This is a genomic window from Bifidobacterium catenulatum subsp. kashiwanohense JCM 15439 = DSM 21854 (genome assembly GCF_001042615.1).
Taxonomy (GTDB): Bacteria; Actinomycetota; Actinomycetes; order Actinomycetales; family Bifidobacteriaceae; genus Bifidobacterium; species Bifidobacterium catenulatum.
Genome location: NZ_AP012327.1, coordinates 1,367,159 through 1,393,345 on the forward strand (window position 1 = coordinate 1,367,159; position 26,187 = coordinate 1,393,345).

Consider the following 26,187-nt stretch of genomic DNA (forward strand, 5'->3'; position numbering starts at 1 on the left):
GAAACTGGGTATAGGCCTCAGATGTGGAAGTACAGCTCGTACTCCAGCGGGGTCGGAGCCAGACGAGCCTGGTCGATTTCGCCACGCTTGATGCCGATCCAGGTTTCGATCAGGTCATCGGTGAAGACGTCGCCTGCGGTGAGGAAGTCGTGATCTTCCTCAAGGGCGTCCATGGCCTCGGCCAAGGAGCTCGGAACCTGCTTGATGCCTGCGTGCTCTTCCGGCGGCAGCTCGTACAGATCCTTGTCGACCGGCTCCGGCGGTTCGATGTGGTTCAGGATGCCGTCTAGGCCTGCCATCAGCTGTGCGGAGAAGGCGAGGAACGGGTTGCAGGACGGATCCGGAGCGCGGAACTCGATGCGCTTTGCAGCCGGGGAGGTGCCGGCCAGCGGAATACGGATGGCCGCGGAACGGTTGCGTGCGGAGTACACCAGGTTGACCGGCGCTTCGAAGCCCGGAACCAGACGGTGGTAGGAGTTCAGAGACGGGTTAGTGAAAGCAAGCACAGAGGAGGAGTGTTTGATCAAGCCGCCGATGTACCAGCGGGCGAGGTCGGACAGGCCACCGTAGTTCTTCTCATCGTAGAACAGCGGCTTGCCATCCTTCCACAGGGACTGGTGGCAGTGCATGCCAGTACCGTTGTCGCCTGCGATCGGCTTCGGCATGAAGGTTGCGGCCTTGCCTGCCAGAGCGGCGGTCTCGTGAACGACGTACTTGTACTTCATCAGGTCATCGCCTGCGTGCTGCAGGGAGTTGAAGCGGTAGTTGATCTCCTGCTGGCCAGCGCCGGCGACCTCGTGGTGGGAACGCTCGAGGATCAGGCCGACCTTCTGCAGGTTGGCGACCATGTCGTCGCGCAGATCCTGAGTGTGGTCGATCGGCGGAACCGGGAAGTAGCCGCGCTTGACGCGGTTCTTGAATGCGATGTTCGGGGTGCCGTCGTCTTCGGTGTCGACGCCGGAGTTCCACGGAGCTTCGATGGAGTCAACCTCGTAGAAGGAGCGCTGCATGCTGTTCTCGAAGCGCACCTTGTCGAAGATGAAGAACTCGGCTTCCGGAGCGAAGGAAGCGGTGTCGGCGATGCCGGTGGACTTCAGGTAAGCCTCGGCCTTGCCTGCAACCTGACGCGGATCACGGGAGTACGGCTCGTCGGTCAGCGGGTCGACGATGGAGAAGGCCACGTCGAGGGTCTTGTGCTTACGGAACGGATCGACGAATGCGGTGGAAACGTCCGGCACCAACTTCATATCGGACTCGTTGATGGCCTGGAAGCCTTCCACGGAGGAACCATCGAACGGCATGCCGTCGGTGAAGGCGTCCTTCAGGAATTCGCTTGCCGGCACGGTGAAGTGCTGCTGAACACCGATCAGATCAGTGAAGCGAACGGAGACATACTCGATGCCTTCCTTGTTGATAAGGGCCTCAGCATCAGCCTTGGTTTCAAGTGCAGTCACGGGACCGCTCCTTTCGAATAAGTAACTTACAGGCTCTTAGTCTAGGAACGCGCGTTTCGCTCACTCGCCAATTGGGTTACGAGAATGTTTCGTAATGACATATTCGAAGGATGATTTCGCAGAAAACTGGGATTCAATTGTTACGAACGCTCATATTCGCTTGCGCAAAACCGTTCAATTTGTGGACATTCGTGTCGTCGCACCGTCCGCAACGCCAGTTCTTTTCCAAACCTTACGTAGGCTCATGGAACGATGAAATAAAAAAAACCTCGATTGCATATCAATCGAGGTTCCTGCACGTTATACCGGATTATCAATCCCGGGCATCAGCGGCCACGCATGGCACGACGGCTGACACGCTGCGGATGCATCGGGTCGACACCCTTCGGAATGCCCATGCCGTTCTTCATCTGCAGAGTGCGCAGACGCTCGTTGAGAACGTTCAACTCGGTTTTGGTGAGTATGAAACGGCTCTTCGGATGGATGGCGGCCACCAACTTGTTCTTGTGGTGGGTCGGCAGGTAGCTCTTGCATTTGAGCACGGTCTTACGCAGGTTCTTCAGGCTCGTCTGGTTCTTACCCTGGCCGACGTAAATACGGTAGACGGGAATATCGGATCCGGCGGTCACGCCCTTGATGTTCTGTTCCTGACGATCCATGGCACGCTTGACACGGCCGTATTCGCCTTCGCCCAACAGATAAATACCGTTGTAGCCGGTACCGCGCCAGATGGCATCCTTGGTCTTCGGATCAACCCACACCGGTTCCTGCGGGAAGTTGAAGCCAGCCTTGTTGATGTTGCCGAGAACGCTGATGGCGGCACCCTGACGGCCTTCAAGCTTGGCGTATCCAACCTTGTCGGCACGGTTGGTGAGCATCATGGTGGCGAATAGCAGGCCAAGCATGACGGCCAGGATCATGGATGTGATCCATCCAATCACCGACCACTTGAATACGATGCCAAGTACCACGAACACGATGATAGGCGCCACGAACACGCCTCCGCACAGCCACGGAAGAGCCTTGTCTTCGGCATGGGTGTACTTGAAGATCTGAATGATCTGTTTGATGGTGCTCTGCTTCTTCTTTGGCTCTTCTTTGTCTGCCATCGACTTCCTCACTTGGTTATGCGGTTACTCACACTGGAACGGTAGTTTATCAGGAACCATGCCATATCGCAGGATTTCCGCTGTTTCCCCTTTATTGACGAGGATTATCGGGTGTGCAAAGGCCTGCCATCCGCTTTGAGCAGCGCCTCTCCGAACGATTCGCTGAACGTAGGATGCGGATGGATGAGCCTTGCCGCGTCGGCAAGCGGCACATGGTTACCGACCAGCTGTTCGGCTTCCGCGATCAGATCGCTGGCTATCGGACTGACGATGTGCACGCCAAGCACAAGAGGAACGTCGGGAGCGTCAGCCATCGCACCGCTGACGATGGTCATGGATCCACCCTCCCCACTCATGAGCATACGCGAGTTGGACATCATCGGATATGCGGTTTCCTGCGGATCGACAATGGTGTCACGTGATTTCGCCTCGCTGAGCGTAAGCCCGACGCTTGCCGCCTCGGGGAAGGAAAACACGACTTGTGGCACGGTTTCGTCGACGACAGGTTTGGGATCAAGTCCTGCGATGGTTTCGGCGATGGTGATGCCCTGCTCGAACGCACGGTGCGCCAAGGCATGCCCCGGCGTGATATCTCCCAAAGCCCATACGCCTTCCACGTTCGCGCGCCCGTACGCATCGGTCAGAACATAGCCACGTTCATCCAATGCGATGCCGTTGGATGCGAACCAGTCAGCATCGGTGTTCGGCATGCGGCCAATGGCAGCAAGCACCACTTCGCCATACGCGGTGTGCTCCTCACCGTCATCACCCTGCCTGTAGTGCACGGTAGCACCCAAGTTTGTTCCAGTGTCCACATGACTTACCGACGTGCGCGTCACCACATTCACGCCACGGCGTTTGAGCTCACGCGTCAACGTCATCGAAGCCCGTTTCTCCCAAGACGACAGCACGCGGTCCTTGCGAATGAGCAAGGTCACCTTGCATCCCGACGCATTCCACAATGATGCGAATTCCAACGCCACCGCGCCAGCGCCGATAATCACCGCGCTGGATGGGAACGTGTCCAATTCCAGAGCCTGCGTCGAATCAATCAACGCTCCGGAAAACGAATCGTCAGGCAACGGCAGCGGGCGCGAACCGGTCGCGAGAACAATATCGCCGCCTGCGACCGTGAGTTCCGATCCTACAGGTTCCCCTACTCCCGCCTTGATGGAACGCAGAACCTGCGTCTCTCCCAAGGCCGGCGCAACATGCACCTCATGACCATTTTTTAGCTGTGCCTCGCCACGGAACACGGTGACACCACGGTGCGACAGCAATCCCGCCAATCCCTTCGTCATCGTCTCCACCGTGGACATACGGAAGTCACGCAACCTGCCGAAGTCAATGCTCTGCAATGCGACATTGATGCCCATACGCTCCGCCTGACGTACGTTCTCTACACTATGCGCGGCCGTCAGCAACGCCTTCGATGGAATGCACCCGCGATTGAGACAAGTGCCTCCCAACGTTTCGTCGCGTTCGACCAATGCCACCGTTTTGCCAAGTTGGGCAGCACGTAGTGCCGTGGAATATCCGCCTGGTCCCGCTCCGATGATGACGATGTCGAAATGCTGTTCAGTCATGCCTGTCCTCGTTGATTCGTGCGTTACAACTGATTACATGGTAATGGAAAAGCCGCCGGTTTTCGCCGACGGCTTGAAAAAACGATGGCCGCGATTCCCGGCAGGAGCCGATCACTCCGGCCAGTGTCCACGCTTATCGTAACGCGGCTTCGGCAGACGCCAACGGCGCATCTGGATCGCACGGCTCCACGCATAGGAACCAGAACGCATGCCCTTGGCCACGGATTGCTCGCCGAACTTCTCAATGAGCTTCTTCTTGAGCTTACGCCACATGATCACCACGTCAATGATCACCGCGAACAGGTACACATACATGAGCACCATCAACGGCAATGCCAGCGCAGGCCACTGATATGTTACGAAAATCGAACCGATCAGAATGACGAACGCAACCGGAATGAAGAACTCACCGAGGTTAAAACGAGCGTCGACGTAATCACGGATGTAAATGCGCCACGGCAGACGCTCTGCCTTTGGCATGTGGTTGATGTCGCCCTTCTGCATGGCATCGTACTCGGCGTTCTCACGCTCGCGCATACGCGCCTTGGCGGCCTTACGGCTCGCCTCGCGATCCTTGGGAACCAACGGACGAAGATTCTGCGCCTGAGCATCCTTGCGCTTCGGCGTCGGACGACCCTTGCCGGAAGTGGTTTCCGCAACCTTGGTCTCGACAGGCTCCTGCGCCGTCTCTTCCTTCTTGTTAAACAAACTCATGCCTATAGAGCGTAAAGTGACGTATCGACGCTTTGGCCCTGCCCTGTCAACAATTGGACGTGCCGATTGAGACCGATACAATGGTCATTCGTTACACGCATATGATCACGCTGCGTTGTTGTATGACAGCGCGTCTTTGTAAGGAGCAATATGGCAGCTTTACCTGTCGAAGAAGTTCGATCACGAGTCGAAGCGGATTTTGACCGCATCGTCAACGTGCTTAACAAGAAAATCGCATTACAGTCCATTTCGGCAAAAGGCATCACCGCGGATCATATGAAACGATCCGCCGAATTTGTGGCCGAAGAGCTCAGCAAGGTTGGCGTAAACGCCCAAGTGGTGCAGTCCCACAATCCTAATGGCACCCCGGGCGCTTGGGAAGTCATTGGTTCGAAGATTGTCGATGAGGATGCGCCGACCGTGCTTCTGTACGCGCATCACGATGTGCAGCCGGTACCCGACACCAGCGCATGGAACACCGACCCGTTCGTCGGCACTGTAATCGACACCCGACTGTACGGGCGCGGCGCGGCCGACGATGGTGGCGGCATCGCCATCCATTCAGGCGCATTGCAGGCCCTCGGCGACGATCTGAAAGTCAACATCAAAGTCTTCATCGAAGGCGAAGAGGAAATGGGCTCACCAAGCTTCATTCCCTTCATCGAAGAACACAAAGACGAATTCGACTCCGATGTGATCATCGTCGCCGACTCGGGCAACTGGTCCGCGGAAATCCCCTCCCTCACCACATCACTTCGCGGCAACACCGACATCGACGTGCATGTCAAGGCATTGCATCACCCAGTGCACTCTGGCCAGTACGGCGGACCGATCCTCGATGCGAACACGCTTGCAGCCATGCTGATCGCTTCCATGTACGACGAACACGGCGATCTGGCGGTACCGGGCGTCGCCTCAGAAGATCCAATCGGCGGACTGCAGCGAGACATGGACGAGACAACCGTGCGTACGGACGCCGGCATCGTCGATTCCTACCGTCTGGCCGGCACCGGTTCTTTGGCTGCACGCCTGTGGACCAAACCAAGCGTGACCGTCATCGGTTTTGACGCGCATCCGGTGGAAGGATCCTTCAATGTGATCTCCCCTGAAACAACGTTCCGCCTCAGCCTACGCACCGCCCCGAACCAGCGTCCGGAAGAGGCCCAGGAGGCGCTTGCAGCATTCATGGTCGAACATGCCCCGTTCGGTGCCGAGGTGTGGGTCGACAAGCTTGATAATGGCATGGGCTGGGCCATGGATCCGAATGCCGAAGCCACCAAGGATGCCATGGAAGCCATGGAAGAGGCTTTTGGCGTGGCTCCTGTCAACAAGGGTGAAGGCGGTTCGATTCCGTTCATTCCAGAATTGCAACGTATTTTCCCGAAGGCCCAAGTCTTGGTTACCGGACCGGAGGATCCGAAGGCCAACGCGCATAGCCCGAACGAGTCCATCAGTCTGCCCAGTCTGAAGAACAACGTGATCACCGAGGCGCTGCTGCTCGACAAACTCGCCAAGTAGCGGATGCCACGCTTTTTAAGAAAAAACATACAAAAAGGACGTTTCATTCGTTACACGGAATGAAACGTCCTTTTTGCAATCGACGCAAATCCAACAATCTCGAGCTATGAGATCATCTGTTCGATCAATTGCCGGTACCGGTGAAAGCCCAATGCCAGTAGCCCGTGAAGTAAGCGCAAGACAACGCAATCACTGGCACTGCCACACAAATCGCATAAAACAGCCAGTCGACGGCGTTCAAACGTGATTCCCGGGCCTGACTACGTGGAGCATCCGATCCGAAAGCACGCGCCTCCATGGCGGTGGCAAGCTTCGTGCCGCGTCGAATCGACACCACCAATAGGCTGAACGCCTGGGAAAATACGCGCTTGATAGCGCTACCGTCGCCCAGTCCACGAGAGCGGCGGGATTGCCCGAGCGCACGCCAATCATCCTGCAGCAACGTGAACATGCGCATGCCAGCCAAACCGCCATATACGAATCGTGACGGCAAATGCAGAATCTGCACCAAACCATCGGCCAGATCGGTCGGGTCAAGGCCAAGCGCGAGGATCACGCCGGGAACGGCAATGGCCGCCACACGTAGGAACGTGGCCAACGCCAAATACAACGATCCCTGCGAGATCACAATGACATTACCAAGATTGACCAGCACGGCACCGGAGGTTTTGCCATACAATGACACGGAAATGAAGCTCCCCGAAGCGGCGACCCATACCGGCCAGGTTTTACGAAGCACCGTCCATGGAGCGACGCCTCCAATCCAGAGCAGCAGCATCTCCAACGCGAACGCCACCGATGCGGAAACCACGTCCAACGTCACGAACATGGGAATGCACAATATCAGCGCACCGATGAAACGACTGACCGGATTAATCTTCGCTACAAACCATGACGGCGACGCCGGCTTGGCGTCATCATGACGTTCCTTATGCGGCACCACGCTGATGGTTTCCAACTGTTCCATCTCACTCCCCCTCGCTTACGAGAATGCGACGCGCACCCAGCGCTTCGATCAACGGCTCGTCATGAGTGACCATGATGACGGAACAGCCCGCGTCGCGCGCGCCCGCTATCAGCCTGACCATTTCCGTCCATGTGGTGAAATCCTGACCGAATGTCGGCTCGTCCATCACCAACACCTTCGGCGCCGCGGCAAGCATGGACGCTACGGAAAGGCGACGCTTCTCGCCGCCGGATAACGTGAATGGATTGGCTGGGGCGAACCGTTTGAGGTTTAGCCGTTCTAGCATCATATCGGCAATGGCGTAGGCCTCGTCATCGGTTTTCCCCATGGATTTAGGACCGACTGCCACTTCGTCGCGCACACTGGACGTGACGAACTGGTGTTCCGGCTCTTGGAACACCATGCCGATTCGTCCAAGAAGATCCCTGCTTTTCCATGTGAAGACGTTGTTCTCCCTATGTGCGGGAACCATGCTTTCATCCATACTTACCCGACCGGAAATCGGCTTGAGCAAGCCAGCCAAAGTCAAAGCGAGTGTGGATTTTCCCACGCCGTTTTTGCCGGTCAGGGCGGTAATCTCGCCGGCATGGAACGCGAGGTTCGCATGCTCGCCAAGCGAGAATTCACGTCCGAAGCTGAGATCCTCGGTTCGCAGAACAACATTTCCCGACGATTGATTGGATTCGGGAATATGGCTTTCAACGGTGCGCCCCGGAACCCAGGCACCACCTTTTGTCAATACCGGAGCCATGCTGCCAAATACTTCTTCCGGAGTGCCGTCGGCGATGACTCCGCTGACATGCGAATCGGATTCCGGCTTGCCAAGCACAATGACACGATCCACCAAATCAAGCCATACGTCGATATGATGCTCCACCACCACCAGGGTTTCATGAGTTCGGTCAAGCACATCACGTACCGCATCATGCACTTCCTTGACGCCTTCCGGATCAAGGTTGGCAGTCGGCTCGTCAAGCAACAGCAGCCCGGGATGCATGGCAAGTACGCCAGCCAAAGCCAGACGTTGACGCTGCCCGCCAGAAAGCCTGCGTGTGGAACGATCGAGCTTCATATAGCCAAGTCCAACAATGTCGAGTGAGGAACGGACCCTGCTCCAAATCTCATCTTTTGGCAGATTCAGATTTTCACAACCAAAAGCAGTATCGTCTCCTACACGTTCCAGAATCGTCTGCGCCTCGGGATCCTGCAATACCAATCCTGAACGCCCACGCGAATGGCGGGCATCTGTTCCGTCAATCAGCAGCTCACCCTCGAGTTCGCCTTCATCATCACCGCCGAGCACGCCGGCAAGACCTGCCATCAACGTCGATTTTCCGGCACCAGAAGCACCCAACAGCAACACGCGCTCCCCTGGCTGTATGGTGAAATCCACATGCCTTAACGCAAAATCCTTACGTGAGGCATGTCGCCATCCCCAATCGCGTGCGACCACCCCGGCTGCGGAAAACGATTTTTCTGCATCAGTACCCATGAATCGTTCTTTCATTCCTTTTGCATTTGACATTCGCAAGGCGAACACGCATCAAAGAAGTCCCGTATCCACCCACCGTGAATGCGATACGGGACTTCACAAACGAATCGTCAGACCAGAGCCTGCGCACGACCGGATTCGAAACGGTCGAGCACACCTGTTTTGGCGATGGCCTGATGCAGCAGATACATCAGAACGCCAGCCACCAAAGCGCCGGAAACAATGGAAGTGACGCAGCTGACGACAATACGCAAGCCCGCCCAAGCGGGGTTTGCGTTCCAGTTGTAGAGGAAGCATCCCAACCCGGCGAGGGTTCCGGCAATGGTGGTCGACAGCAAATCCCAACGCTTGTATGCGAAAATCGCAAAGCCGATTTCGGCAGTGAGACCTTGGCAGACGCCAATGATCAGGGAGCCGCCGATGCCCCATGGATTGCCCATAGCGAGCTCTATAGCGGCAGCAAGGGTTTCGGCGAACAGCGCAGCTCCAGGCTTTCGCACAATAATGGCGGCCAGCGGACCTGCAAATAGCCAGATGCCGTTCAGCAGGCCTTCGAAGCCAGGCGTCACCGCTTCGAACAGCGTGATTGGAGCCGCACAGATAACATCCCAGCCCCAGAAAATCACACCAGACGCAACCGCGATGATGGCGGCCACAACGATATCAACGACTCGCCATTTGTTGTTGTGCTTCTTCACCACGGAAGATTCATTTACGGTCATTAATGTGCCTTTCTCTATGCCAAGGCACGGGAAAGAGAGACGTCCGTGCGCCGGCATTACCCGGTATACGTTCATACGGTCGAAGCGTTTGCTTCCTCTCAGCCATACGGCCCCCGTGTCCGCGATTGATACTACACAAGGCACAAGATTTTCACAAGGGCCGTTTCATTTTCGCTTCGTTTCCGGCATGGAATACGTTCGGATTTTTTGCAATGGTCTGTCTTCACGGGTTTCCCTCCCATACTGAATGCAGTACGGGAACACGGTTCCATGGAGTTTTACAGGGGTCTGCGCATCAACGATTCGGCTAGGCTCCTGAATGTCTCACCAATACCGTCGGCGCGTAATGAGCCATCCTCATTCAGCACGGCCGGACGTCCGGCCTCACCAGTCTCCCTCAATTCCGGTTCCAACGGAAGCTGAGCGAGCAATGGAACGTCATAGCCGAGGCTTTCGGTCAGCTGTTCCGACACGCGCGCGCCGCCGCCTTCGCCGAAAATCCGCAGACGTTCACCCTTGTGCTCGTAATAGCTCATGTTCTCCACAACACCACGCACTTTCATCGGCACCTGCAGCGCCACCAAGCCGGAGCGGACCGCGATGTCGGACGCGGATGGCTGCGGCGTGGTGACCACCACCAGTTCCGCGTTCGGCAAAGCCTGGGCCACGGAAATCGCCATATCGCCGGTGCCTGGAGCCAAGTCAAGCAGAAGCACGTCGGGCTCGCCCCACCACACATCTGAAAGGAACTGTTCGAGCGAACGCTGCAGTCTCGGCCCTCTCCAAAGGATCGCGCGATCGGCGCCCGCGAACATGCCGATGGAAATCAGTTTCGCTCCCCAAGCGGTGACAGGCATGAGCATGCCATTCAGATTGGTGGGTTGCGCATGCACGCCGAACAGTCGCGGCAGCGAGAACCCGTAGATGTCGGCATCAATGGCAGCCGTATCATAACCGAGCGCCGCGAAAGTGGCGGCAAGATTCGCGGTGACGGACGATTTGCCGACACCGCCCTTGCCGGATGCTATGGCGAAAATACGGGTTCTGATGCCTGGCTTGTTGAAAGGGTTCTGCTTGCGCTCGGCTTTGAGACCGGCAACGAGTTGGGTGAGCTTGTCTTGGCTCATGGAGCCGACTTCGATGCGCGGCAGCAGCGTTGCATCCGGGTAGGATTCCACCGCTCCGTTGATCTGGTTGGTGATGGTCTGCGATAATGGGCAGCCTTCTACCGTCAGTTCGACCTCCACACGAACCTCATAGGTGTTCGCCTTACCTTCCACCGGTATCGCGTCGATGGCTGCGATCATGCCCAGATCAGTCACGGATCGGCCCAGTTCCGGGTCGATTACTTTGCTGAGTCGCTCATAGATTCGCGCTTCAATGGTGCGCTCGTCGGTCATGGTTCCTCCTTTAGCCGCGTACCAGACTAGCGTCTGGAAGCGCGGCATGCCAGAGCTTTCTTGCGATTACGTTGCCAGTTTGACGTGCCGGTGTCACACCGTTCCGTTTTCCAGCAGTATTTTGAACTGGTCCTCGTTTAGCATGGGAACGCCTAATTCCTCTGCTTTGGCGGCTTTGGCACCGGCGTTTTCGCCAATGACCACCCAATCGGTTTTCTTGCTGACGGATCCTGAAGCTCTTCCACCGCGGGAGATAATCGCTTCTTTGGCGGAGTCACGCGAGAAGTCAATCAACGAACCGGTGACAACCACTGTTTTACCTTCAAGCGTCTGCGGTAGTGTACTGATTTCAGCCTGCTCCACACCGACTCCAGCAGCCTTCCATGCTTCCAACACCGTGCCGCGCCAATCGCCTGGTTCCTTGGCCGATGCAAACCACGTGACCACCGATTCCGCGATTTCCGGACCGATGCCGTCTATCTGTGACAGTTCGTCCACACTGGCGCGTTCGATGGCGTCAAGCGATCCGAGCGTATTGGCGATAACACGTGCCGTAGGAGGACCGAGTCGCCTGATGGACAGGGCCACAAGCACACGCCATAAGTCGACGTGGCGTGCCTTGTCAATTTCGTCAAGCATTTTCCTTGTGTTTTCCGCGGGGCGTATATATACCGGCTGCACGCTGGATGCTCCGGAACGCGACACCTTGGTTTCCTCTCGGACCACCATGGCATCCTCAGGCACATCATATCCGGGATATTCCGCGGATTCATCGACTTCGTCCTTACGCTTTCTCGCCACTGTCGGAGTCGTCCAAAACGCCGGAACCTGATGCCACAGTCCTGATCCGCCGATACGTTTGCGCGTTTTTTTCGGTTTACCGTTCTTGCCGACGGTTTCGTGGATTTCGATGATTGGCGCTTCTCGCCATACGCGAACATCCTGCAAATCGGAGGATGTCAGCGAGAACAGGCCGGCCTCGCTGGACAACACCGGCGTTTGCCGGGCCGGCAGCTCCAGCCCTTCCACCGGCTCGTACGGTTCTGGCTCCTGCCCCGGCGCCACCACGATTTCCGTGATGTTCGGCGCGTAGGTCGCCACCGAATCGGGGCGATCCTCTTCCGGATTCGTCAACGCGATGGCCGATTGGTCACCCAGATGTTCGATATCGAACGCCTTTCTGGACGCCAGGTTGATGATGCGTTCGGTTAACTGCGCCGGACAGGACTCCACGTTCGGACAGCGAATGTCCTTGTCCCCCTCTTTGGCTGGAGCGAGTTGTGCCCCACAGCTCGGGCAATGCGAAGGCATCACAAACCGGCGCAGCTGGTCCTCACGTCCTTCCCTACGCTCCAATACTGGACCTACAAGTTCGGGAATCACATCGCCTGCCTTGCGCACCACAACGGTGTCGCCGATAAGCACGCCTTTACGTTCCACCTCGAACGGATTATGCAAAGTGGTTCTCGACACCGTTGAACCCGCAACATATACGGGCTTCAGAATAGCCACCGGTGTCACGCGGCCGGTACGCCCCACTTGCACGGTGATGTCAAGCAACTCCGTGTTGACTTCCTCGGGCGGATACTTGTAGGCGATGGCCCAACGTGGTGCACGCGAGGTCGCGCCCAGCGACCGCTGCAACCCCAGATCGTCCACTTTCACGACGATGCCGTCAAGCGCATGCTCGATGTCACCGCGATGCTCGCCGTAATAGTCAATCATGTCGAGGATTTGGCTGAATGTGGAGACTTCACGGTTGTGCGGAGAGACCGGTATGCCCCACTTCTTGTATAGCTCGTACGCCTCGGATTGGTTGCTGACGATATCGTGGCCATTGCCGCGTTTGGCGCCCCATTGGAGCATGCCAATACCGTGCGCGTAGAAACTAAGCCTTCTGGTGGAGGTGATGCGCGGGTCTTTCTGACGCAGGCTTCCTGCAGCCGCGTTGCGCGGATTGGCGAAAGGCGCGCGTCCCGCATCCTCGCTTTCTTTGTTGAGCGTGTTGAAATCATCCCATCGCATGAAAACCTCGCCACGGATCTCCACGAATTCGGGAATATCCTCCTCTGGTCCGGCAAGATTCTGCGGAATGGTGGAGATGGTACGCACATTGAGTGTGATATCTTCGCCAGTCACACCATCGCCTCTGGTCAGGCCCTGTTCAAGCACGCCATTACGGTAGATGAGATTGAGCGCCAGTCCATCAATCTTCACTTCGCAGGTCATTGGCAGGGGTTTCGTATCCGACCAATCAAGGCCTCGGATGACACTGTCATACCATTCGCGCAATTCCTCAAGCGAAAAGACATCGTCAAGACTCATCATGCGTGACGGGTGACGCACCGATGCGAAATCGTTGGAGAAGGTGCCCCCAACACGATGCGTCGGCGATTGCGTGGAGTCGAGGGATGGAAACTGCGCCTCCAAAGCCTGTAGGCAGCGCATTCTCGCATCGTAGGCCGCATCAGACGAGACCGGCGCATCATCGATATAGTATGCAATCTGATCGGATTCCACCCATGCCGCCACTCGCGCCCACAATCGCGCCGCGGCTTCAGCACTCATCGACGAAACGTCGATCCTGTCCAGTCGCATGGCGTCCGCATCAGTCGCCTGCAATGCGGCGATCCACCGTTCGCTTCCCGGCGCATATGAGGCGACTCCCCCATCTGCCGCCACGGGCGTCGACGTGCCCATAGCACCGCCATTCGTTTCGGGAGCGTCAAAATCCCATGCGAGCTGTTCGGAATCGTCATGCCTTGTCATTGTCACTACCTTGTCAACGTTTTTCGATGTGCTTTCAGTACTGTCGGTCGGCGACACTTCGAACAGTATCGCACAAATGTTCGATTGACGTGCCGTCGACGCTGAATTATTCGCTCCGGATGGTATCGGTCAGTTGTTCAACGATCTCAGGAACTGCATCTGCACCACGTCGGCCCCGTCTCGTTCCTCGTCATCCATTCTGGATGCGGCCACCGAAAGCGTTCTTGCCGGCACGAACATGCCCTCGTCCACGCAGGCTCGCGCGGCCTTGCGCACCAAGGACGCAACCCGCGTGTTGGGCCATACCGGCAGTCCAGCCTGCGCAAGCACATGCATGGCTTCCGGAACATTGGTAGGCACCGGAATGCACTGCGATTGCGCGCGTCCGATTAATTCCTGAAGCTCACCTTCCAACATGGCGATACGCCCCGGAGCGATCTCTTCGCTCATGATATATGCGGCGGCCGCAATGTCGAAATGATCGCACATCCATTCCGCGTAGGCGAGCCTATAGTAAGCGAACGATGCATTCTCACGGTCGAGTGCGACATGCAACGCGTTGAGGCATGCGGCTTTGGCCGGATCCCAATCCTCGGAGCGTGCCAACTGCACCGCCAGTTTGAGGTGAGAGAGCGGATAGGCCGGCGCGTATCGCACCATCGCGTTGAGATGCGGCAGCGCGGCCTTGACTCCTTTGACCTGTGCCAGCACGTCAGCTAATTCCATATGCGCATAGAACAGGTTGTCAGGGATAAGCACAGTACGTTCGCCTTCTGTGGCAAACATACGGTTGTAGATGACACGTTCCGCATACGAGTTGAAATACCGTGGTACGCCCGGATTCGAAACGAACAACTGATCCATTCGTTCCAGCGCCGATTCGGCCAATTCCACGCTCTGATCGATCTGCCCGGAGAACAGCAGATCCCTCGCCTTGATGCGTTCCGTATCGAGTTCGTCGGCCATGCGGAATGAGAAATCCGGCGTGTCCTTGCCATCGATAAGAGCGCTCGTCACCTGCGGAGCCAGGGCCGTTAACTCAGGGTCGGCGATGGCGTTGATGACGTCCATGGCCTGTTTCGCTTTGGCCACCGATTCCAGATGGGGGTCCTGCGCGATCCTATGGAATTCGCCAACCGCGCGCTGCAGCAGATCCACACGTTGGATGGACAGCCCTGACATGTCGCGGCAGCCAAACAGTTGCGCCGTATCATGGTCGAACGTGACGTCGGAAAGCTCGGGCTCCTCCTGGCTTCCCGCCGGAGAGAAACGGCTGTCACGCAGGTTGAGCGCGGCATCCACCGGCTTCAACGCACCAAGACCATCCACATCCATTTCCGCGTCGAACATGCGGTACGTGCCTGTCGGATCAGACAGTCCGCACTCACCCAACCGTTCCATGAACTCGCTTCTGGTAAAGGTGACCGTCACCAGATTGCGCACGGTTGGATTCTTGCGAAGCTGGCTCAACGGATCGTCGCCATCCCCGTCGAAATCGTTATAGCCGATCAGACCAGCATCAAGACCGTCATGCGTGAAATGCTCGGAATCGCCCTCTTCGCCGGTGGACTCGTTTGCGGCTTCGTCAGGAACCGCAAACGTCATCTCGTCGAAGTCAATATCTTTCATCAGAGCCTCGAACTGGCTGTTAAGCGAATCGTCCGCATCATCGCCGTCACCGTCATCGGCACCCAAGTCAGCGGTTTTCGGCGTCACTGGCCGAGACGGATCCCCATGGAAATCGCCGTCCTTCGGATCGGCTTTGGATCCGGAAACGCCCATATCTCCAGTACGGATTCGTTCGAACGCGGCCAACGCCTCGCTCATCAGCTCGCTGATGGCGGAATCCTGCTCGGCCACGGCCTCTTCCAAACCAATCGAATCAATGTGCATCGATACGCGCTGGATGCCCGGATCGGCACCGAAACTCAACGCGGCCATCATCAGTCCGACACGCAGATTGTAGTCCGCGCTCATGCGAGCGCGTTCGGCATCCGTCATGTCCGCCCATGCATGGCGTGTCGCATCGTATCTGGTGGACGGCATCATGGAAACGCCTGCGGAAGTGAAGCCGATCGCCATATTGCCGTCCTTGAGGCTGCATCGGAAATCCACGTCGAAACGGTATGGAAGGCGCATGCTGCGCAGCAGTCGAGACATTGTCTGGCGGTACACCCATTCCGAACCGCCTTCGCTGCCTAAGGCGACGCCATCCGTGCCGCCCTTCGTGTTTTCGGCGATGGAACGCCTGGTTTCCGAGGCGATGTCCACCAGACGCATGACGGCCTGCACGCCATCATCCTGTTGGGAGTCGAGGATCGCGCCGAATTCGTCATCCGGTTTCAATGCGATCAACGCTGGATTTTCCAGCAACGCCATGTCGATCTGCGCCGCTTCGGCTCGTGTCACGGTGTCTTCCGTGGGGAGTCTGCCGATGCGGGCGTTACGTTCCAACCATGAGCTGACTGCGGCGAAACGGTTGAGATTGCCTTCGATGTTTAGCGCACGCAACGATGCCGAGAACGGCAACGTGGAATCCCATGCGAAGAAGTAGCAGCCGGAGTAGCTGGACGTGTACAGATGCAGCGGTTCTGCACCATGCACGGCCTCAAGGCCTTGGTCTTTGTCGAGCGCGCCGGCCTCGCGCATGAGGTCGGCGAAATAATCCTCGAGTCCGGAGGCGCGCATGCCGTGCGAGCGGGCACTCATCGTGTCTCTGATGGATCGGCGGATCGCACCCATCGGCGCTTCCCTGTTGAGCCTGCGGAAGATGTTACCCGTGCCGAATCCTACGAGTAGTCCGTTCATTTGCGGCAGCATGTAGGCCGCGAAGAACGCGATGGCGATGGCGTCACGGTATTCCAGGTCGAATCGCATGGCTTCCGGCAGGTTGGCGCGCATCTGTTCAAGCGTGTAGCGGTTGCCGACCTTGAGCCAGGATGCAAGCCACATCATGCGCCCTCCGGGCATGCGCCCTACGACACCGCCTTGTGATGCGCGTACCGTTTTTGGCGTGCCGTTCGCAGCATGACCGAATCGTGGGCCGTCAGGCAGAGTGAGGGTCTCCTCTTTGACGAAGATGAAGCGTGGGTCCAGTTCCTGCACATCCATTTCAGGATCGGTGCCTGCAAAGACGCGTGCTTTGTTGTCGGCGAGCGCGATTTGTGCGAAGTGGTTGGTGTCGGTGAACAGGCCGATGGAGAAGGCTTTGCCTTGGGTTTGCGGTAATTGTGCCCAGCCGAGTTGGAGTGTGTTTGGTACGCCTTCGAATCCTTTGATGATGCGTCGTTTGATGAGTGGGTTGAGTTTGATGGCGTTGCGGGTGAGTTCGCCGATGATGTCGTCTGGCGTGTCGAGGGCTTTGCCGAAGGGGTTGGTATCGGCGGCGTTGTGGGGGTGTTTGTTGTGGTTGATGAGTTGTCGCACCCCTTGCATGGCGTGGTTGAGCATGGTCCGTCCTTGGTGTGGATGGTGTGCTGATGGCGATGCTGGTGTGAGGTGTGACATGTGGGCCATTCTTTCAATTCAATGCGACATGCAGCCTTTAGAATAATATTTGTGATTTTTTCGAAACCGCGTTTTCAGTCGCGTCATCGTGTGCGCGCAGCTATTGTAGCCGCTTTTGTTGTGGTGGTGTTGGTTGAGTGCGTGTTGTGTAATGTGCCTTTTTTCCGGTCGTTGGCAGCGTCGGGTGATTCGGCGGCTGCCTATAACACGTTGGGGCCGGGGCTTGAGCGTCGTGATGATGGGTTGTTGGAGGTTATTGATCCGACGCAGGCGTATTTGCAGGTGGCGGCGGATGGTTCGTCGGATTATGTGCGTGTTGTTCCTGTTTCTGATGCGGTGTTGCAGGGGGCTGAGCAGCAGGGTGAGCACGTGGTGCGTACGGTGCGCGTGCGTCCTGATGCTGATCGTAGGGCGTGTGAGCTTACTTCGGTGTCGTTGGATTCGTCTCGTTCGTTATATGTGAGGGTTTCGGCTGGCCGTACGGTGCGTGTGCAGGTGGTGGAGCCGAGGGGGTCTTTGATTCCGTTTGAGGCGGTGCGTGCGAATGTGCGTGTGCCTTTTTCGGTGAGTCCGCTGCGCGTGGCGTTGTTGGTGATGGTGATGGTGTTGGTGGCGTTGTGGCGCCCTGGTGCGCGTTTGTGGAAGGTACCGTTGGACACGTCGAGTGTGCGTCAACGCGTGGCGTTGGGCGTGTTGCTGGCGGTTCCGGGGGTGGTGACCGCAGCGGTGGTGGTATGGCAGTTGGTATCTGCCGTGCCGTTGAGCTTTCATACGTATGGCATGTATACGTATGATTACGATCAGTATGATCATGTGGCTCGGGCGTTGCTTAATGGTCATGCGTGGCTCGATTTGGATGTACCCCAGGGGCTGCGTGATGCGGATAATCCGTATGATGTGGCGACCCGGCAACAGTTGCTTGCCGATGGCGTGAGTCCTGTGTATTGGGATTATGCGTTTTTCAATGGGCGTTGGTATTCGTATTTTGGTGTGGTGCCGGCGTTGCTGTTGTTTGTGCCGTATCGTGCGGTGACGTCGTTGTGGGTTGATGGTGGTCTGATAATGCCGTCGGGTGCCGCGGTGCCGTTGCTGATGTTTGGTTTTTTGGTGTTCGCATGCCTGTTGACGATTCGTGTGATCAAGCGTGTGCGTCCGCATGTTTCGGTGGCCGCGGCCAGCATGTTGTGCGTGTTTGTGTTGTTGGCGTCGAATGCTTCGTATTTGTGGTATCGGACGAATTTCTATTCGGTGCCGATCGCAGCGTCTTTGTTGTTGAGCACGTTGGGTTTGTGGCTGTGGTTGGGGGCCGAACGTCCGTCCGCGGCCAACGCTGGCGAGGATGGCAAGGTGAATGCGGTCGGATCGTTGTCGCTGCCTCGTTTGGCCGCAGGTTCGGTGTGCATTGCCGCGAATGTGGGTTGCCGTCCGTCGTTTGTGGTGGTGGCGTTCGCCGCGTTTCCGTTGTTCTGGCCGCAGATTCGTGCGATTGCCAAACAGTTGCGTGATGGCGTGTTCGCTTCCGGCACGCATGGGCGTGCCTACGCCATGTTGTATGCGTTGCGTGCGCCTTTGGCCGTGCTGGTGCCCGCATTGGTTGTAGTGGTGCCGTTGTTCGCCTATAACATGGCGCGTTTCTCCTCGCCATTCGATTTCGGTTCGTCGTATCAGCTGACGGTCACGGATATGACGAGCTACCATCAATCGTGGTCGAATTTCATTTGGACGGTCGCATACTATCTGTTTTTGCCGTTGCGTTGGACGAATATGTTCCCGTTCCTTGCCGTTGATGCCGCCCCGTTGAAAGATTGGGGCTTCACGGAGGCGATGCCTGGAGGCCTGTTCGTCATGGCGCCTCTCGCATTGGCTTCGCTGGCATGCCCATTCCTGCGCCGGCATATGCGCGCTTGTGGTCATGCCGGTATGTGGCGCACGCTGACGACGTTCCTGCTGTTGGGTTTGCTGATTGTGGCGCTTGACGCGCACTTGGGTGGTCTTGGGTGGCGCTACATCGCCGATTTCGGTTGGCTGTTCGCCTTGGCCTCGTTGCCTCTGCTGCTCCTTGCGCTGGATTGCGATCGTCCGCGGCTGCGCTGGCTGTTGCGCGTACTGGTGTTGGCGCTGCTGCTGTTCATGTTGGCGGTGACGGTGTTGTCGCTGTTCCTATATGGTCGCGACGACGAGCTGATACGCAATAATTCCGGTTTGTTCCATGATGTGCAGTCGTGGTTCACCCTGATATGAGGCACGGCGTTTTCAGGGTTATTTCAGGGTTTTCTTACGATTTATCCAATAAAATCTCCGGTTCGTTCCGAGTTTTTCGGATAATAGTGGTGCCGTAACTGTTCGCTATGAGATGAACCCTTGTTGGAGACATCAGTTATGGAATCTCTTCCGCTTCTGTCAAGCCATCCTCGTATTAGACGCTAGACCGCAGCCGTGGTAGCATCGACCATCGCCTTGAGCGTCTGTCTCGCCAGCTATGACAACGTCAATGCGGCCATCAGACAAAACAGGATCGAGAGGAAGTGCAGCTGGAGCAGACCGTCGTAGCCGATTCCGGAGAAGACCTGGGCGATGGCCTGTATGCCATTCTCGGCAACGATTCCGACGAGCAGGACTTCATGTTCTATTACGATACGCACGGCGTGCTGCGCGGCGAGATTCCCGTGCTCTACTATCGTTCGCATCGTCTGCTGTTCGACGATGACGGGCTCATGTGGTTCTCCGCTTCCACGCACCACATGGCGGCGATGAACCGTCTCGGTAAGTTGGAGAAGATCTATGATCCTGGATCCGACTATATTCTGCACCACGATTACGCGATGGACGCCAATGGAGACATCGTGCTGTTGGCCACCGAAATGGGCCGCGACGACAATGCCGTGCAAGATCAGGTCATCAAGCTCAGCACTTCCACCGGCAGTGTGACCCGCTTGGCGGATTTCGGCGAACTGTTCGCCGGCTATAAGGCCTCCACCACGCATGCGGGAACCGACGTGCCGTATTCGCCGTATGTCAGTTCCGCACAGGAATTGGACAACGGACAGATTCTCATCGATTCGGGCATGAAGGGCCTGTTCGGCCAGTACAACGAGTATGGCGATCTGTTGGCGCAGTTCAAGATGACGTTGAACAGCGCGTACATCTATCGCGTGTACAAGTACAATTTCTCGGGATTCTATTTCGACTGACGCGTAAGCGTTCGCGAATCTTGACGGGGCTGAAATCTGAACTCCTTTCGGGGGTTTGGGTTTCCGGCCCCGTTTCGCATGCATCGGGTTCGGCGCGCCCGTACAATGGGCAGCATGGGTTTTTTCGATTCGTTGTTTTCATCCAAGCGTCCCGAAGGGGCGCATGATGTCACGTTCACGCTTGACCAGGCCGGCCACACGTATGAGGATGGCAATATCGGTTTGAAGCCGACGTCGTTGACGATCACTCCGGAAAGCAAGCGTGTGGCCGTAATCGGGTTGAATGGTTCCGGTAAGACCACGTTATTGCAGTTGTTGGATGGCGCGTTGGCCGCGACGTCCGGTTCGGTACGCATCGACGCGGATGGCGTTGCATACGATCCGTCGGTGAAGCGTGATCTGAAACGTATCGAATCGATGATCGGTCGTGTTCGCCGCGAGGAGATTCCGAACAGTTATTACAAGGCGGATTCCATTCGTGAGGCGATTGATGAGCCGTTGAAGAAGCATAAGGTGCCGGAAAGCGAACGCCAGGCGATTATCGGCAATCTGTTTGCGCATTTCGATTTGGCTGCGGTCGCACGCGAGTCTGCTTCCGCGTTGGACAGCGAGAAGCGCCATCTGCTGGCGATTGCTTCCGCATTGAGCTTCTCTCCCGCAGCGATCGTTGCCGACGAGCCGACTAAGGGTTTGGATGAGGTGGCGTCCGCGCATGTGGCGAAAGCCTTGTTCAGTTACGACAAGCAAGTGGTGTTCGCCACGCATGACACGGAACTGATCACACGCGCAGAATATGCGATCGACCGCACACTGGTGGTCGACGACCATCAGGTGGTGTTCGACGGTGGCCCACATGAGGCCGTCGCCTTTTACACAAATCTCATCCGAGCCAAATACGAGGCATCCAAAGCCTGATTCATATTCCGATCGATTCGTATTGGCCGCTGTACCGTCATTGGCGTTAATTGCGGCACAGCGACACGATTCAAGCAATCATTGTGTTGACGGTGTCAAGCACCACTTGCACATTATGCCGAAATTCGTCGGATTCCGGCAGCAACGAAATCGCAAGATAGCCGTTCGAAGTCATATCAAAGAAGTAGCCGGGTTGGCCTGAAATTCCATGGCGTTCGATCATGGCCAATACCAGCTCGTTCTCGTCGAGTACGCTCGGCACGCGTAACAGCACGTTCCATCCACCCTCGGCACGCAATACGCTGACCATACCGTTTTTGTCGGCGTTCAGCATGGCATGCAATGCGGTGAGATTGGCTTGCACGCGGTTTTTTACGCGCGTAGTCTGCGCTGAAGCCGCCTGCAGCATGAGGGGAATCTGTTTGGCGATGATTTCGCTCATCGGCAGATAGTCGTCGGCGATCACGTCGAGTCTGCGCCTGGCTTCTTCCACCTCTCCTGCCGGGCCGGATACTTGGATCCAACCGACTTTGGCGTGCGGCGCGGCCAACGTTTTCGAAAACCCGTCCAACGCGAAGGTCAATGCACCCTTCTCTCCCGCAAGACGCGCGTTGCCGTCAAATGGTTCCAGATCGTAGTCGTAGAACACCTCGTCGGCGATGATGGCCACCTCATGGTCGTGGCAAAGCCGCACGATGGCTTCACGTTCCGACGGTTTGACATATGAACCAGTCGGATTATTAGGGTTAATGAGCACCAGTGCGCGGATACGTTCACCTTCTTCACTTTCAAGCGCTTCGCGCAGTTCGGCCACATCGATGTACCAAGACCCGTCGAATCGCTGCTGGTATTCGATCATGTCGACACATTCGAGTCGTGCGATCGATTCGATGAGAGGATAGCCGGGTTTCGGCGCGAGCACGGCATCGCCGGCGTCGCACAAGAGTTTGATCAGCCACGAGTACGCTTCGGACGTTGAGCTCAGTATGTACAGGTCTTCGACGGCAACATCATTGCCTCGCCCTTGAAGGAATGCGGCCAACGCTTCGCGCGCATACCGTTGGCCGCGTGGCTCAGCGCCATATATGTCTGGCAGAAGTTCCGGCGCAAGCGCATGCTTGGTTGGATTGGAGTCGTTGAGTTTGCCGAGCGTGATGCCGCTTGTTTTGGCTTCCGCTTCCGCTTTGGCGATGGGATTGGGCTCGCTGATATCGACTCTGGAGGAAAAACGCATGGTCTCCACCATACTCCTTGGGTTGCGCAAGTCGTTACGTCAAGCAAGATGGTATGCCTTCGCTTCACAAATGTTGACGGAATAAGCGAGAGCCATCCGACGATGAAATCGGACGGCTCTCGCTTATACAAAAGTTGGGAACCTTAATGGTTCACGGCATCACTTCTGCTTGGTGCTTGCGTAGTACGCGGCACCGATGATGCCAGCCTCATTGTGCAACTTGGCTGCGACGATCGGGGTCTTGATGTCGATGTACGGCAGGAACTTCTCAGACACACGAGACACGCCGCCGCCGACGACGAACAGCTGCGGATCCAAGTAGAACTCCATCAGGGAATAGTACTTGGTCAGTCGCTTGGCCCACTTCTTGTAGCCCATATCAAGCTTTTCACGGATGGAGGATGCCGCGTACTTTTCGGCGTCGCCCTTGCCCTTGAGCAGTTCCAGGTGGCCAAGCTCGGTGTTCGGGATGAGTTCGCCGTTGAAAATCAGCGCCGTGCCGATACCGGTACCCAGCGTGGTTGCCACGACCAGACCATCCTGCCCCTTGGCCGCGCCGAACTGCTGTTCGGCAAGGCCTGCCGCGTCAGCGTCGTTCACCACGGTGACTGGACGTCCGCAGGCTTCGGAGAACACTTCTGTGACGTCCACGCCAACCCAAGACTGGTCCAGGTTGGCCATGTAGCCGAGCTTCTCGCCCACGTGGATCGGCGCCGGGAAAGCGATGCCGACCGGAGCGGATTCGGGAACCTCGAAATGCTCGAGCTGCTGGCGAACGATTTCACCAACGGCCTTCGGAGTGGAAACTTCCGGGGTAAGAATCTTCAAACGCGGTTCGGCAAACTCGCCCTTTTCGAGGTTAACCGGGGCTGCCTTAATGCCGGAGCCTCCAATGTCAACGCCAAACGCCTGTGCAGTTTCAATCATCTTCGACCTCTCCTATCAAGGTACATAGTGGGTGTTATCGAACCGGTAAGCGCCATAGTAACTCGCCCCATGCCCCAAAACGCGCCGAAAAAGCACAGATGGTGAATACGATTGCATAATTTTTCGCAATGAAATGATTCATTTCACAACTTTTTTCTGCAAACGATTCGCCCCATGTCAACTCAACGCATCGGCATGGGGCGAATCGTAAGAAGATGACCGTCTGAAGACGGCGCAACCGCATCACTTGAGCGGCGGCATCGGCTTCCAATCCGGATCATGCAGCAGCTTGCGTGAATCCCACCAACCCTTGGCGATCTGCACCAAGCCGGTCTTCACATGCTCTCGGTCCACCATCACCAGGCGGATGACTTCCTTGGCGGCGGTCAGCAGCGTACCCAGACCGAACATCAGCGGACGGTAATCGCCGAACGCCATGAAATAGCGCGCCATGTAGCCTCGGTTACGCATGATGTGGTAACGATTCATGTCGGAAGTGGAGTTGAGCTGGCGCACGCCGGCGATATCCCAATTGCCGATTTCACGAGTGCGGCGCAGGATTACGTCGGGCACTACGATCGGGTTGGTGACTTTGCTGGCGCGGTAGCCATACATCGTGTCGTCCCAGTAGATGAAGAAACGCGGATCCGGCAAGCCGATCTGTTCGACGATGTTGCGGCGGAACAGACCCCCCTCGAAGCACAGGGTGTCCATCACGCGGTAGCCGGGGCGTCCGAATGCGGCCGGAGCGATCGGATTGGGGATGCCAAGGGGAATGATGAAATCGTATTGCCAGTAGAACGGGCCGCCGTCATAGTCGTATCGGCTGCCTTGGATCACATCATGGCTGCCGGTCCACTTGGCGAGTCGTTCGATGGCTTCGGGCATCACGGCCACATCGTCGTCCATCACCCAGAACCATTCGGATCCCAGTTCATACGCCTTCTTCACACCTGCGGAGAATCCGCCTGCGCCGCCGAGGTTGTCGGATTGAGGCGCATACACCACGCGACTTTCGTTGCCCGACTGGTCGGCGATGGTATTGCCCCACTGCGCGGTGACCGCTTCACGGAAATCGTCGACCATGCCTTGGGTCGCATCGCTGTGCTCGTTGTCAACGACGACGATACGCCATGGTGCCACAGTGAGTTTTTCGATGGATGCGAACAGGGTGGCGAGCAGCTGCTGACGCTTGTATGTTACCACGACGATAGCCAGCTTTTCGATGGTGTTCTTCGCAACTTGCTTTTCAGTCATACGTTCTATTCTTGCACTCGCCCTCAACCGAACATCGCCTGTGTTCGCATCATGCGGCACGATTCCATTCGGCGGACAGGCTCTTGCACATTTCGGACGGCTTTGCCATAATGTACGGCGTAATGCAGGGGAACCCGTGTTTGTCGGGTTGAGATGGGCCAAGTGAGGCCTGAACCCTTTGAACCTGATGGTTAATACCAGCGTAGGGAGGCATGTCTAATGACTGCTGTGACATCAACAACCAATTTCGATTATGAGTTCGACGCCGCCAAAGGCATCCAACGCAACAATCTTCCTCCGTTCGCGCAGCGCATGCGCAAGGCTGCTGATCTGGTTTGGGAGGAAGGCTACCAGCAGCCGTTCATCCGCGAGCTTGGCGAAGGCACACTGCAACGCGAGCGTTTCGCCTTCTATCTGCTGCAGGATTTTCGTTATGTGAACGATTACGCCAGAGTGCACGCTTTGGGATTAGCCAAGGCCACCGACCCTGAAATCATGGCGTTCATGCTCAAGGTGCAGAACGGCGCCCTGCAGGTGGAAACCGAAGTACACCGCTCCTACTTGGCCAGCTATGGCATCACCGAAGAGCAGATGAACAATGTGCGCCAGTCGGCCTTCGCGCGCGCCTACACGTCGAATATCCTTTCCATCGCCTATGACAAGGATATTCTCGACATTCTTGTGGCCGTGCTGCCGTGTGCCTGGGTGTATGCGGATTATGGATACCGTCTTGCCGCCGAGTTTGCCGACACGCTTGACGACAATCCGTACAAAAGTTGGGTCGACATGTATAAGACCGACGAGTTCTGGCAGGATTCCGTGTGGCTGCTCGAACATATCGAGAAACTGGTAGCCGACGCGAGCGAGGAGCGCAAGCGCGAGCTGATTGACATTTTCGTGACCGGCGTGGAGAACGAGTACATGTTCTGGGCCAGCGCGTACGACATGCAGTACACATGGAAGCCCGAATGGAATCAGGAGCGTTGACACCGCTCCATCGCATGTTTTCCTGACTTCCGATTGTTTATCTTCATTGCAATAGGGCGGGTGCTTTCTGATTGGTTTTCAGAAAGCACCCGCCCTGTTATGTTTGGTTGCGTCAGTTTCCAGCTTTATTCGCGTACGAGACGAATATGCTCCACGTCATCGCGATGGGAGCGGCGATAGAGCACGAAACGGTTGCCGATAACCTGTACGAGTTCCGCGTTCAGTTCTTCGGCCAGCCCCTCGCCCGCTTCCTTGGCAGTCAGTCCGGATCCATCGAGCACGGAGCATTTGATAAGCTCACGCTTTTCAATGGTCTCGTCCGCCTGCTTGATAGCGGTTTCGCTCAAATCGTTCTTGCCGACCTGGATGAGCGGATTGAGCTTGGTGGCCAGGCCACGCAGCTGCTTGACCTGCTTCTTGGTTAATGCCATAACTTGT

The 26,187-nt window shown here is 56.8% G+C and carries 19 protein-coding genes and 2 riboswitches; of the genes, 5 read left to right on the plus strand and 14 right to left on the minus strand.

The annotated features are described in order from the left end of the window. Positions 1-17: 17 nt before the first annotated feature. From glnA to BBKW_RS06020, 4 genes are all read right to left on the minus strand, one after another. Positions 18-1,454, minus strand: coding sequence for a type I glutamate--ammonia ligase (glnA, locus tag BBKW_RS06005; RefSeq protein WP_004222400.1), 1,437 nt, complete (start codon positions 1,452-1,454; stop codon positions 18-20). 326 nt (positions 1,455-1,780) lie between these two features. Then, positions 1,781-2,563, minus strand: a complete 783-nt coding sequence (locus tag BBKW_RS06010; protein ID WP_003834593.1) for a DUF4191 domain-containing protein — start codon at positions 2,561-2,563, stop codon at positions 1,781-1,783. A gap of 104 nt (positions 2,564-2,667) precedes the next feature. Further along, positions 2,668-4,149, minus strand: a complete 1,482-nt coding sequence (locus BBKW_RS06015) for an FAD-dependent oxidoreductase (protein WP_033501027.1) — start codon at positions 4,147-4,149, stop codon at positions 2,668-2,670. Positions 4,150-4,260: 111 nt separating this feature from the next. Then, positions 4,261-4,863, minus strand: a complete 603-nt coding sequence (locus tag BBKW_RS06020; RefSeq protein WP_003834591.1) for a DUF3043 domain-containing protein — start codon at positions 4,861-4,863, stop codon at positions 4,261-4,263. Positions 4,864-5,013: 150 nt separating this feature from the next. Between BBKW_RS06020 and BBKW_RS06025 the strand changes: the two genes are divergently transcribed. Then, positions 5,014-6,381 (plus strand): dipeptidase, encoded by a 1,368-nt coding sequence (locus tag BBKW_RS06025; RefSeq protein ID WP_033501026.1) that lies wholly within the window; start codon positions 5,014-5,016, stop codon positions 6,379-6,381. 124 nt (positions 6,382-6,505) lie between these two features. Here the strand turns inward: BBKW_RS06025 and BBKW_RS06030 are convergent, their stop codons facing one another. The 6 genes from BBKW_RS06030 to BBKW_RS06055 form a co-directional block, all read right to left on the minus strand. Then, positions 6,506-7,348, minus strand: a complete 843-nt coding sequence (locus tag BBKW_RS06030; protein WP_033501025.1) for an energy-coupling factor transporter transmembrane component T family protein — start codon at positions 7,346-7,348, stop codon at positions 6,506-6,508. 1 nt (position 7,349) lies between these two features. Further along, complete coding sequence (locus tag BBKW_RS06035) at positions 7,350-8,855, minus strand: ABC transporter ATP-binding protein (protein ID WP_128832386.1); 1,506 nt, start codon at positions 8,853-8,855, stop codon at positions 7,350-7,352. A gap of 95 nt (positions 8,856-8,950) precedes the next feature. Further along, positions 8,951-9,562, minus strand: coding sequence for an ECF transporter S component (locus BBKW_RS06040; protein ID WP_033501023.1), 612 nt, complete (start codon positions 9,560-9,562; stop codon positions 8,951-8,953). A 24-nt stretch (positions 9,563-9,586) separates the two neighbouring features. Further along, positions 9,587-9,689, minus strand: a riboswitch (TPP riboswitch). 151 nt (positions 9,690-9,840) lie between these two features. Next, positions 9,841-10,962: an Mrp/NBP35 family ATP-binding protein gene (locus BBKW_RS06045; RefSeq protein WP_033501022.1), complete on the minus strand. Its 1,122-nt coding sequence runs from the start codon at positions 10,960-10,962 to the stop codon at positions 9,841-9,843. A gap of 93 nt (positions 10,963-11,055) precedes the next feature. Next, positions 11,056-13,731, minus strand: a complete 2,676-nt coding sequence (gene ligA, locus BBKW_RS06050; protein ID WP_033501021.1) for an NAD-dependent DNA ligase LigA — start codon at positions 13,729-13,731, stop codon at positions 11,056-11,058. Between the two features lie 129 nt (positions 13,732-13,860). Further along, positions 13,861-17,166 (minus strand): tetratricopeptide repeat protein, encoded by a 3,306-nt coding sequence (locus tag BBKW_RS06055; RefSeq protein WP_193786586.1) that lies wholly within the window; start codon positions 17,164-17,166, stop codon positions 13,861-13,863. Between the two features lie 93 nt (positions 17,167-17,259). On the opposite strand from BBKW_RS06055, the gene BBKW_RS06060 reads away from it, so the two are divergent. The 3 genes from BBKW_RS06060 (at position 17,260) to BBKW_RS06070 (ending at position 21,344) form a co-directional block, all read left to right on the plus strand. Further along, the gene (locus BBKW_RS06060) at positions 17,260-19,479 is read left to right on the plus strand and encodes a hypothetical protein (RefSeq protein ID WP_284699159.1); all 2,220 of its coding nucleotides are present in this window, start codon (positions 17,260-17,262) and stop codon (positions 19,477-19,479) included. 284 nt (positions 19,480-19,763) lie between these two features. Further along, positions 19,764-20,429 (plus strand): aryl-sulfate sulfotransferase, encoded by a 666-nt coding sequence (locus BBKW_RS06065; RefSeq protein WP_033501019.1) that lies wholly within the window; start codon positions 19,764-19,766, stop codon positions 20,427-20,429. 114 nt (positions 20,430-20,543) lie between these two features. Next, positions 20,544-21,344, plus strand: a complete 801-nt coding sequence (locus BBKW_RS06070; RefSeq protein ID WP_033501108.1) for an ATP-binding cassette domain-containing protein — start codon at positions 20,544-20,546, stop codon at positions 21,342-21,344. A gap of 70 nt (positions 21,345-21,414) precedes the next feature. On the opposite strand, the gene BBKW_RS06075 is transcribed toward BBKW_RS06070, so the two are convergent. From BBKW_RS06075 to BBKW_RS06085, 3 genes are all read right to left on the minus strand, one after another. After that, on the minus strand, positions 21,415-22,578 hold the full coding sequence (locus tag BBKW_RS06075) for a pyridoxal phosphate-dependent aminotransferase (protein WP_033501107.1): 1,164 nt from the start codon (positions 22,576-22,578) through the stop codon (positions 21,415-21,417). Between the two features lie 159 nt (positions 22,579-22,737). After that, positions 22,738-23,505, minus strand: coding sequence for a polyphosphate--glucose phosphotransferase (gene ppgK / locus BBKW_RS06080; protein ID WP_003834570.1), 768 nt, complete (start codon positions 23,503-23,505; stop codon positions 22,738-22,740). A 243-nt stretch (positions 23,506-23,748) separates the two neighbouring features. Next, complete coding sequence (locus BBKW_RS06085; protein WP_033501018.1) at positions 23,749-24,762, minus strand: glycosyltransferase family 2 protein; 1,014 nt, start codon at positions 24,760-24,762, stop codon at positions 23,749-23,751. Between the two features lie 116 nt (positions 24,763-24,878). After that, positions 24,879-24,989, plus strand: a riboswitch (TPP riboswitch). On the opposite strand from BBKW_RS06085, the gene tenA reads away from it, so the two are divergent. Then, positions 24,982-25,749, plus strand: a complete 768-nt coding sequence (gene tenA / locus BBKW_RS06090; RefSeq protein WP_048349519.1) for a thiaminase II — start codon at positions 24,982-24,984, stop codon at positions 25,747-25,749. (Overlaps the previous riboswitch by 8 nt.) A 125-nt stretch (positions 25,750-25,874) precedes the next feature. Here tenA and BBKW_RS06095 read toward each other — a convergent pair whose 3' ends face one another. Beyond that, positions 25,875-26,180: a YhbY family RNA-binding protein gene (locus BBKW_RS06095; RefSeq protein WP_033501017.1), complete on the minus strand. Its 306-nt coding sequence runs from the start codon at positions 26,178-26,180 to the stop codon at positions 25,875-25,877. Between the last annotated feature and the right edge of the window lie 7 nt (positions 26,181-26,187).

What these genes read in the sequence shown, in the direction of transcription:
- BBKW_RS06010 (WP_003834593.1), bottom strand. Translation starts at nt 2,563, where the DNA reads ATGGCAGACAAAGAAGAGCCAAAGAAGAAGCAGAGCACCATCAAACAG.
- BBKW_RS06015 (WP_033501027.1), bottom strand. Translation starts at nt 4,149, where the DNA reads ATGACTGAACAGCATTTCGACATCGTCATCATCGGAGCGGGACCAGGC.
- BBKW_RS06020 (WP_003834591.1), bottom strand. Translation starts at nt 4,863, where the DNA reads ATGAGTTTGTTTAACAAGAAGGAAGAGACGGCGCAGGAGCCTGTCGAG.
- BBKW_RS06025 (WP_033501026.1), top strand. Translation starts at nt 5,014, where the DNA reads ATGGCAGCTTTACCTGTCGAAGAAGTTCGATCACGAGTCGAAGCGGAT.
- BBKW_RS06030 (WP_033501025.1), bottom strand. Translation starts at nt 7,348, where the DNA reads ATGGAACAGTTGGAAACCATCAGCGTGGTGCCGCATAAGGAACGTCAT.
- BBKW_RS06035 (WP_128832386.1), bottom strand. Translation starts at nt 8,855, where the DNA reads ATGAAAGAACGATTCATGGGTACTGATGCAGAAAAATCGTTTTCCGCA.
- BBKW_RS06040 (WP_033501023.1), bottom strand. Translation starts at nt 9,562, where the DNA reads ATGACCGTAAATGAATCTTCCGTGGTGAAGAAGCACAACAACAAATGG.
- BBKW_RS06045 (WP_033501022.1), bottom strand. Translation starts at nt 10,962, where the DNA reads ATGACCGACGAGCGCACCATTGAAGCGCGAATCTATGAGCGACTCAGC.
- ligA (WP_033501021.1), bottom strand. Translation starts at nt 13,731, where the DNA reads ATGACAAGGCATGACGATTCCGAACAGCTCGCATGGGATTTTGACGCT.
- BBKW_RS06055 (WP_193786586.1), bottom strand. Translation starts at nt 17,166, where the DNA reads ATGCAAGGGGTGCGACAACTCATCAACCACAACAAACACCCCCACAAC.
- BBKW_RS06060 (WP_284699159.1), top strand. Translation starts at nt 17,260, where the DNA reads ATGCGACATGCAGCCTTTAGAATAATATTTGTGATTTTTTCGAAACCG.
- BBKW_RS06070 (WP_033501108.1), top strand. Translation starts at nt 20,544, where the DNA reads ATGGGTTTTTTCGATTCGTTGTTTTCATCCAAGCGTCCCGAAGGGGCG.
- BBKW_RS06075 (WP_033501107.1), bottom strand. Translation starts at nt 22,578, where the DNA reads ATGCGTTTTTCCTCCAGAGTCGATATCAGCGAGCCCAATCCCATCGCC.
- ppgK (WP_003834570.1), bottom strand. Translation starts at nt 23,505, where the DNA reads ATGATTGAAACTGCACAGGCGTTTGGCGTTGACATTGGAGGCTCCGGC.
- BBKW_RS06085 (WP_033501018.1), bottom strand. Translation starts at nt 24,762, where the DNA reads ATGACTGAAAAGCAAGTTGCGAAGAACACCATCGAAAAGCTGGCTATC.
- tenA (WP_048349519.1), top strand. Translation starts at nt 24,982, where the DNA reads ATGACTGCTGTGACATCAACAACCAATTTCGATTATGAGTTCGACGCC.
- BBKW_RS06095 (WP_033501017.1), bottom strand. Translation starts at nt 26,180, where the DNA reads ATGGCATTAACCAAGAAGCAGGTCAAGCAGCTGCGTGGCCTGGCCACC.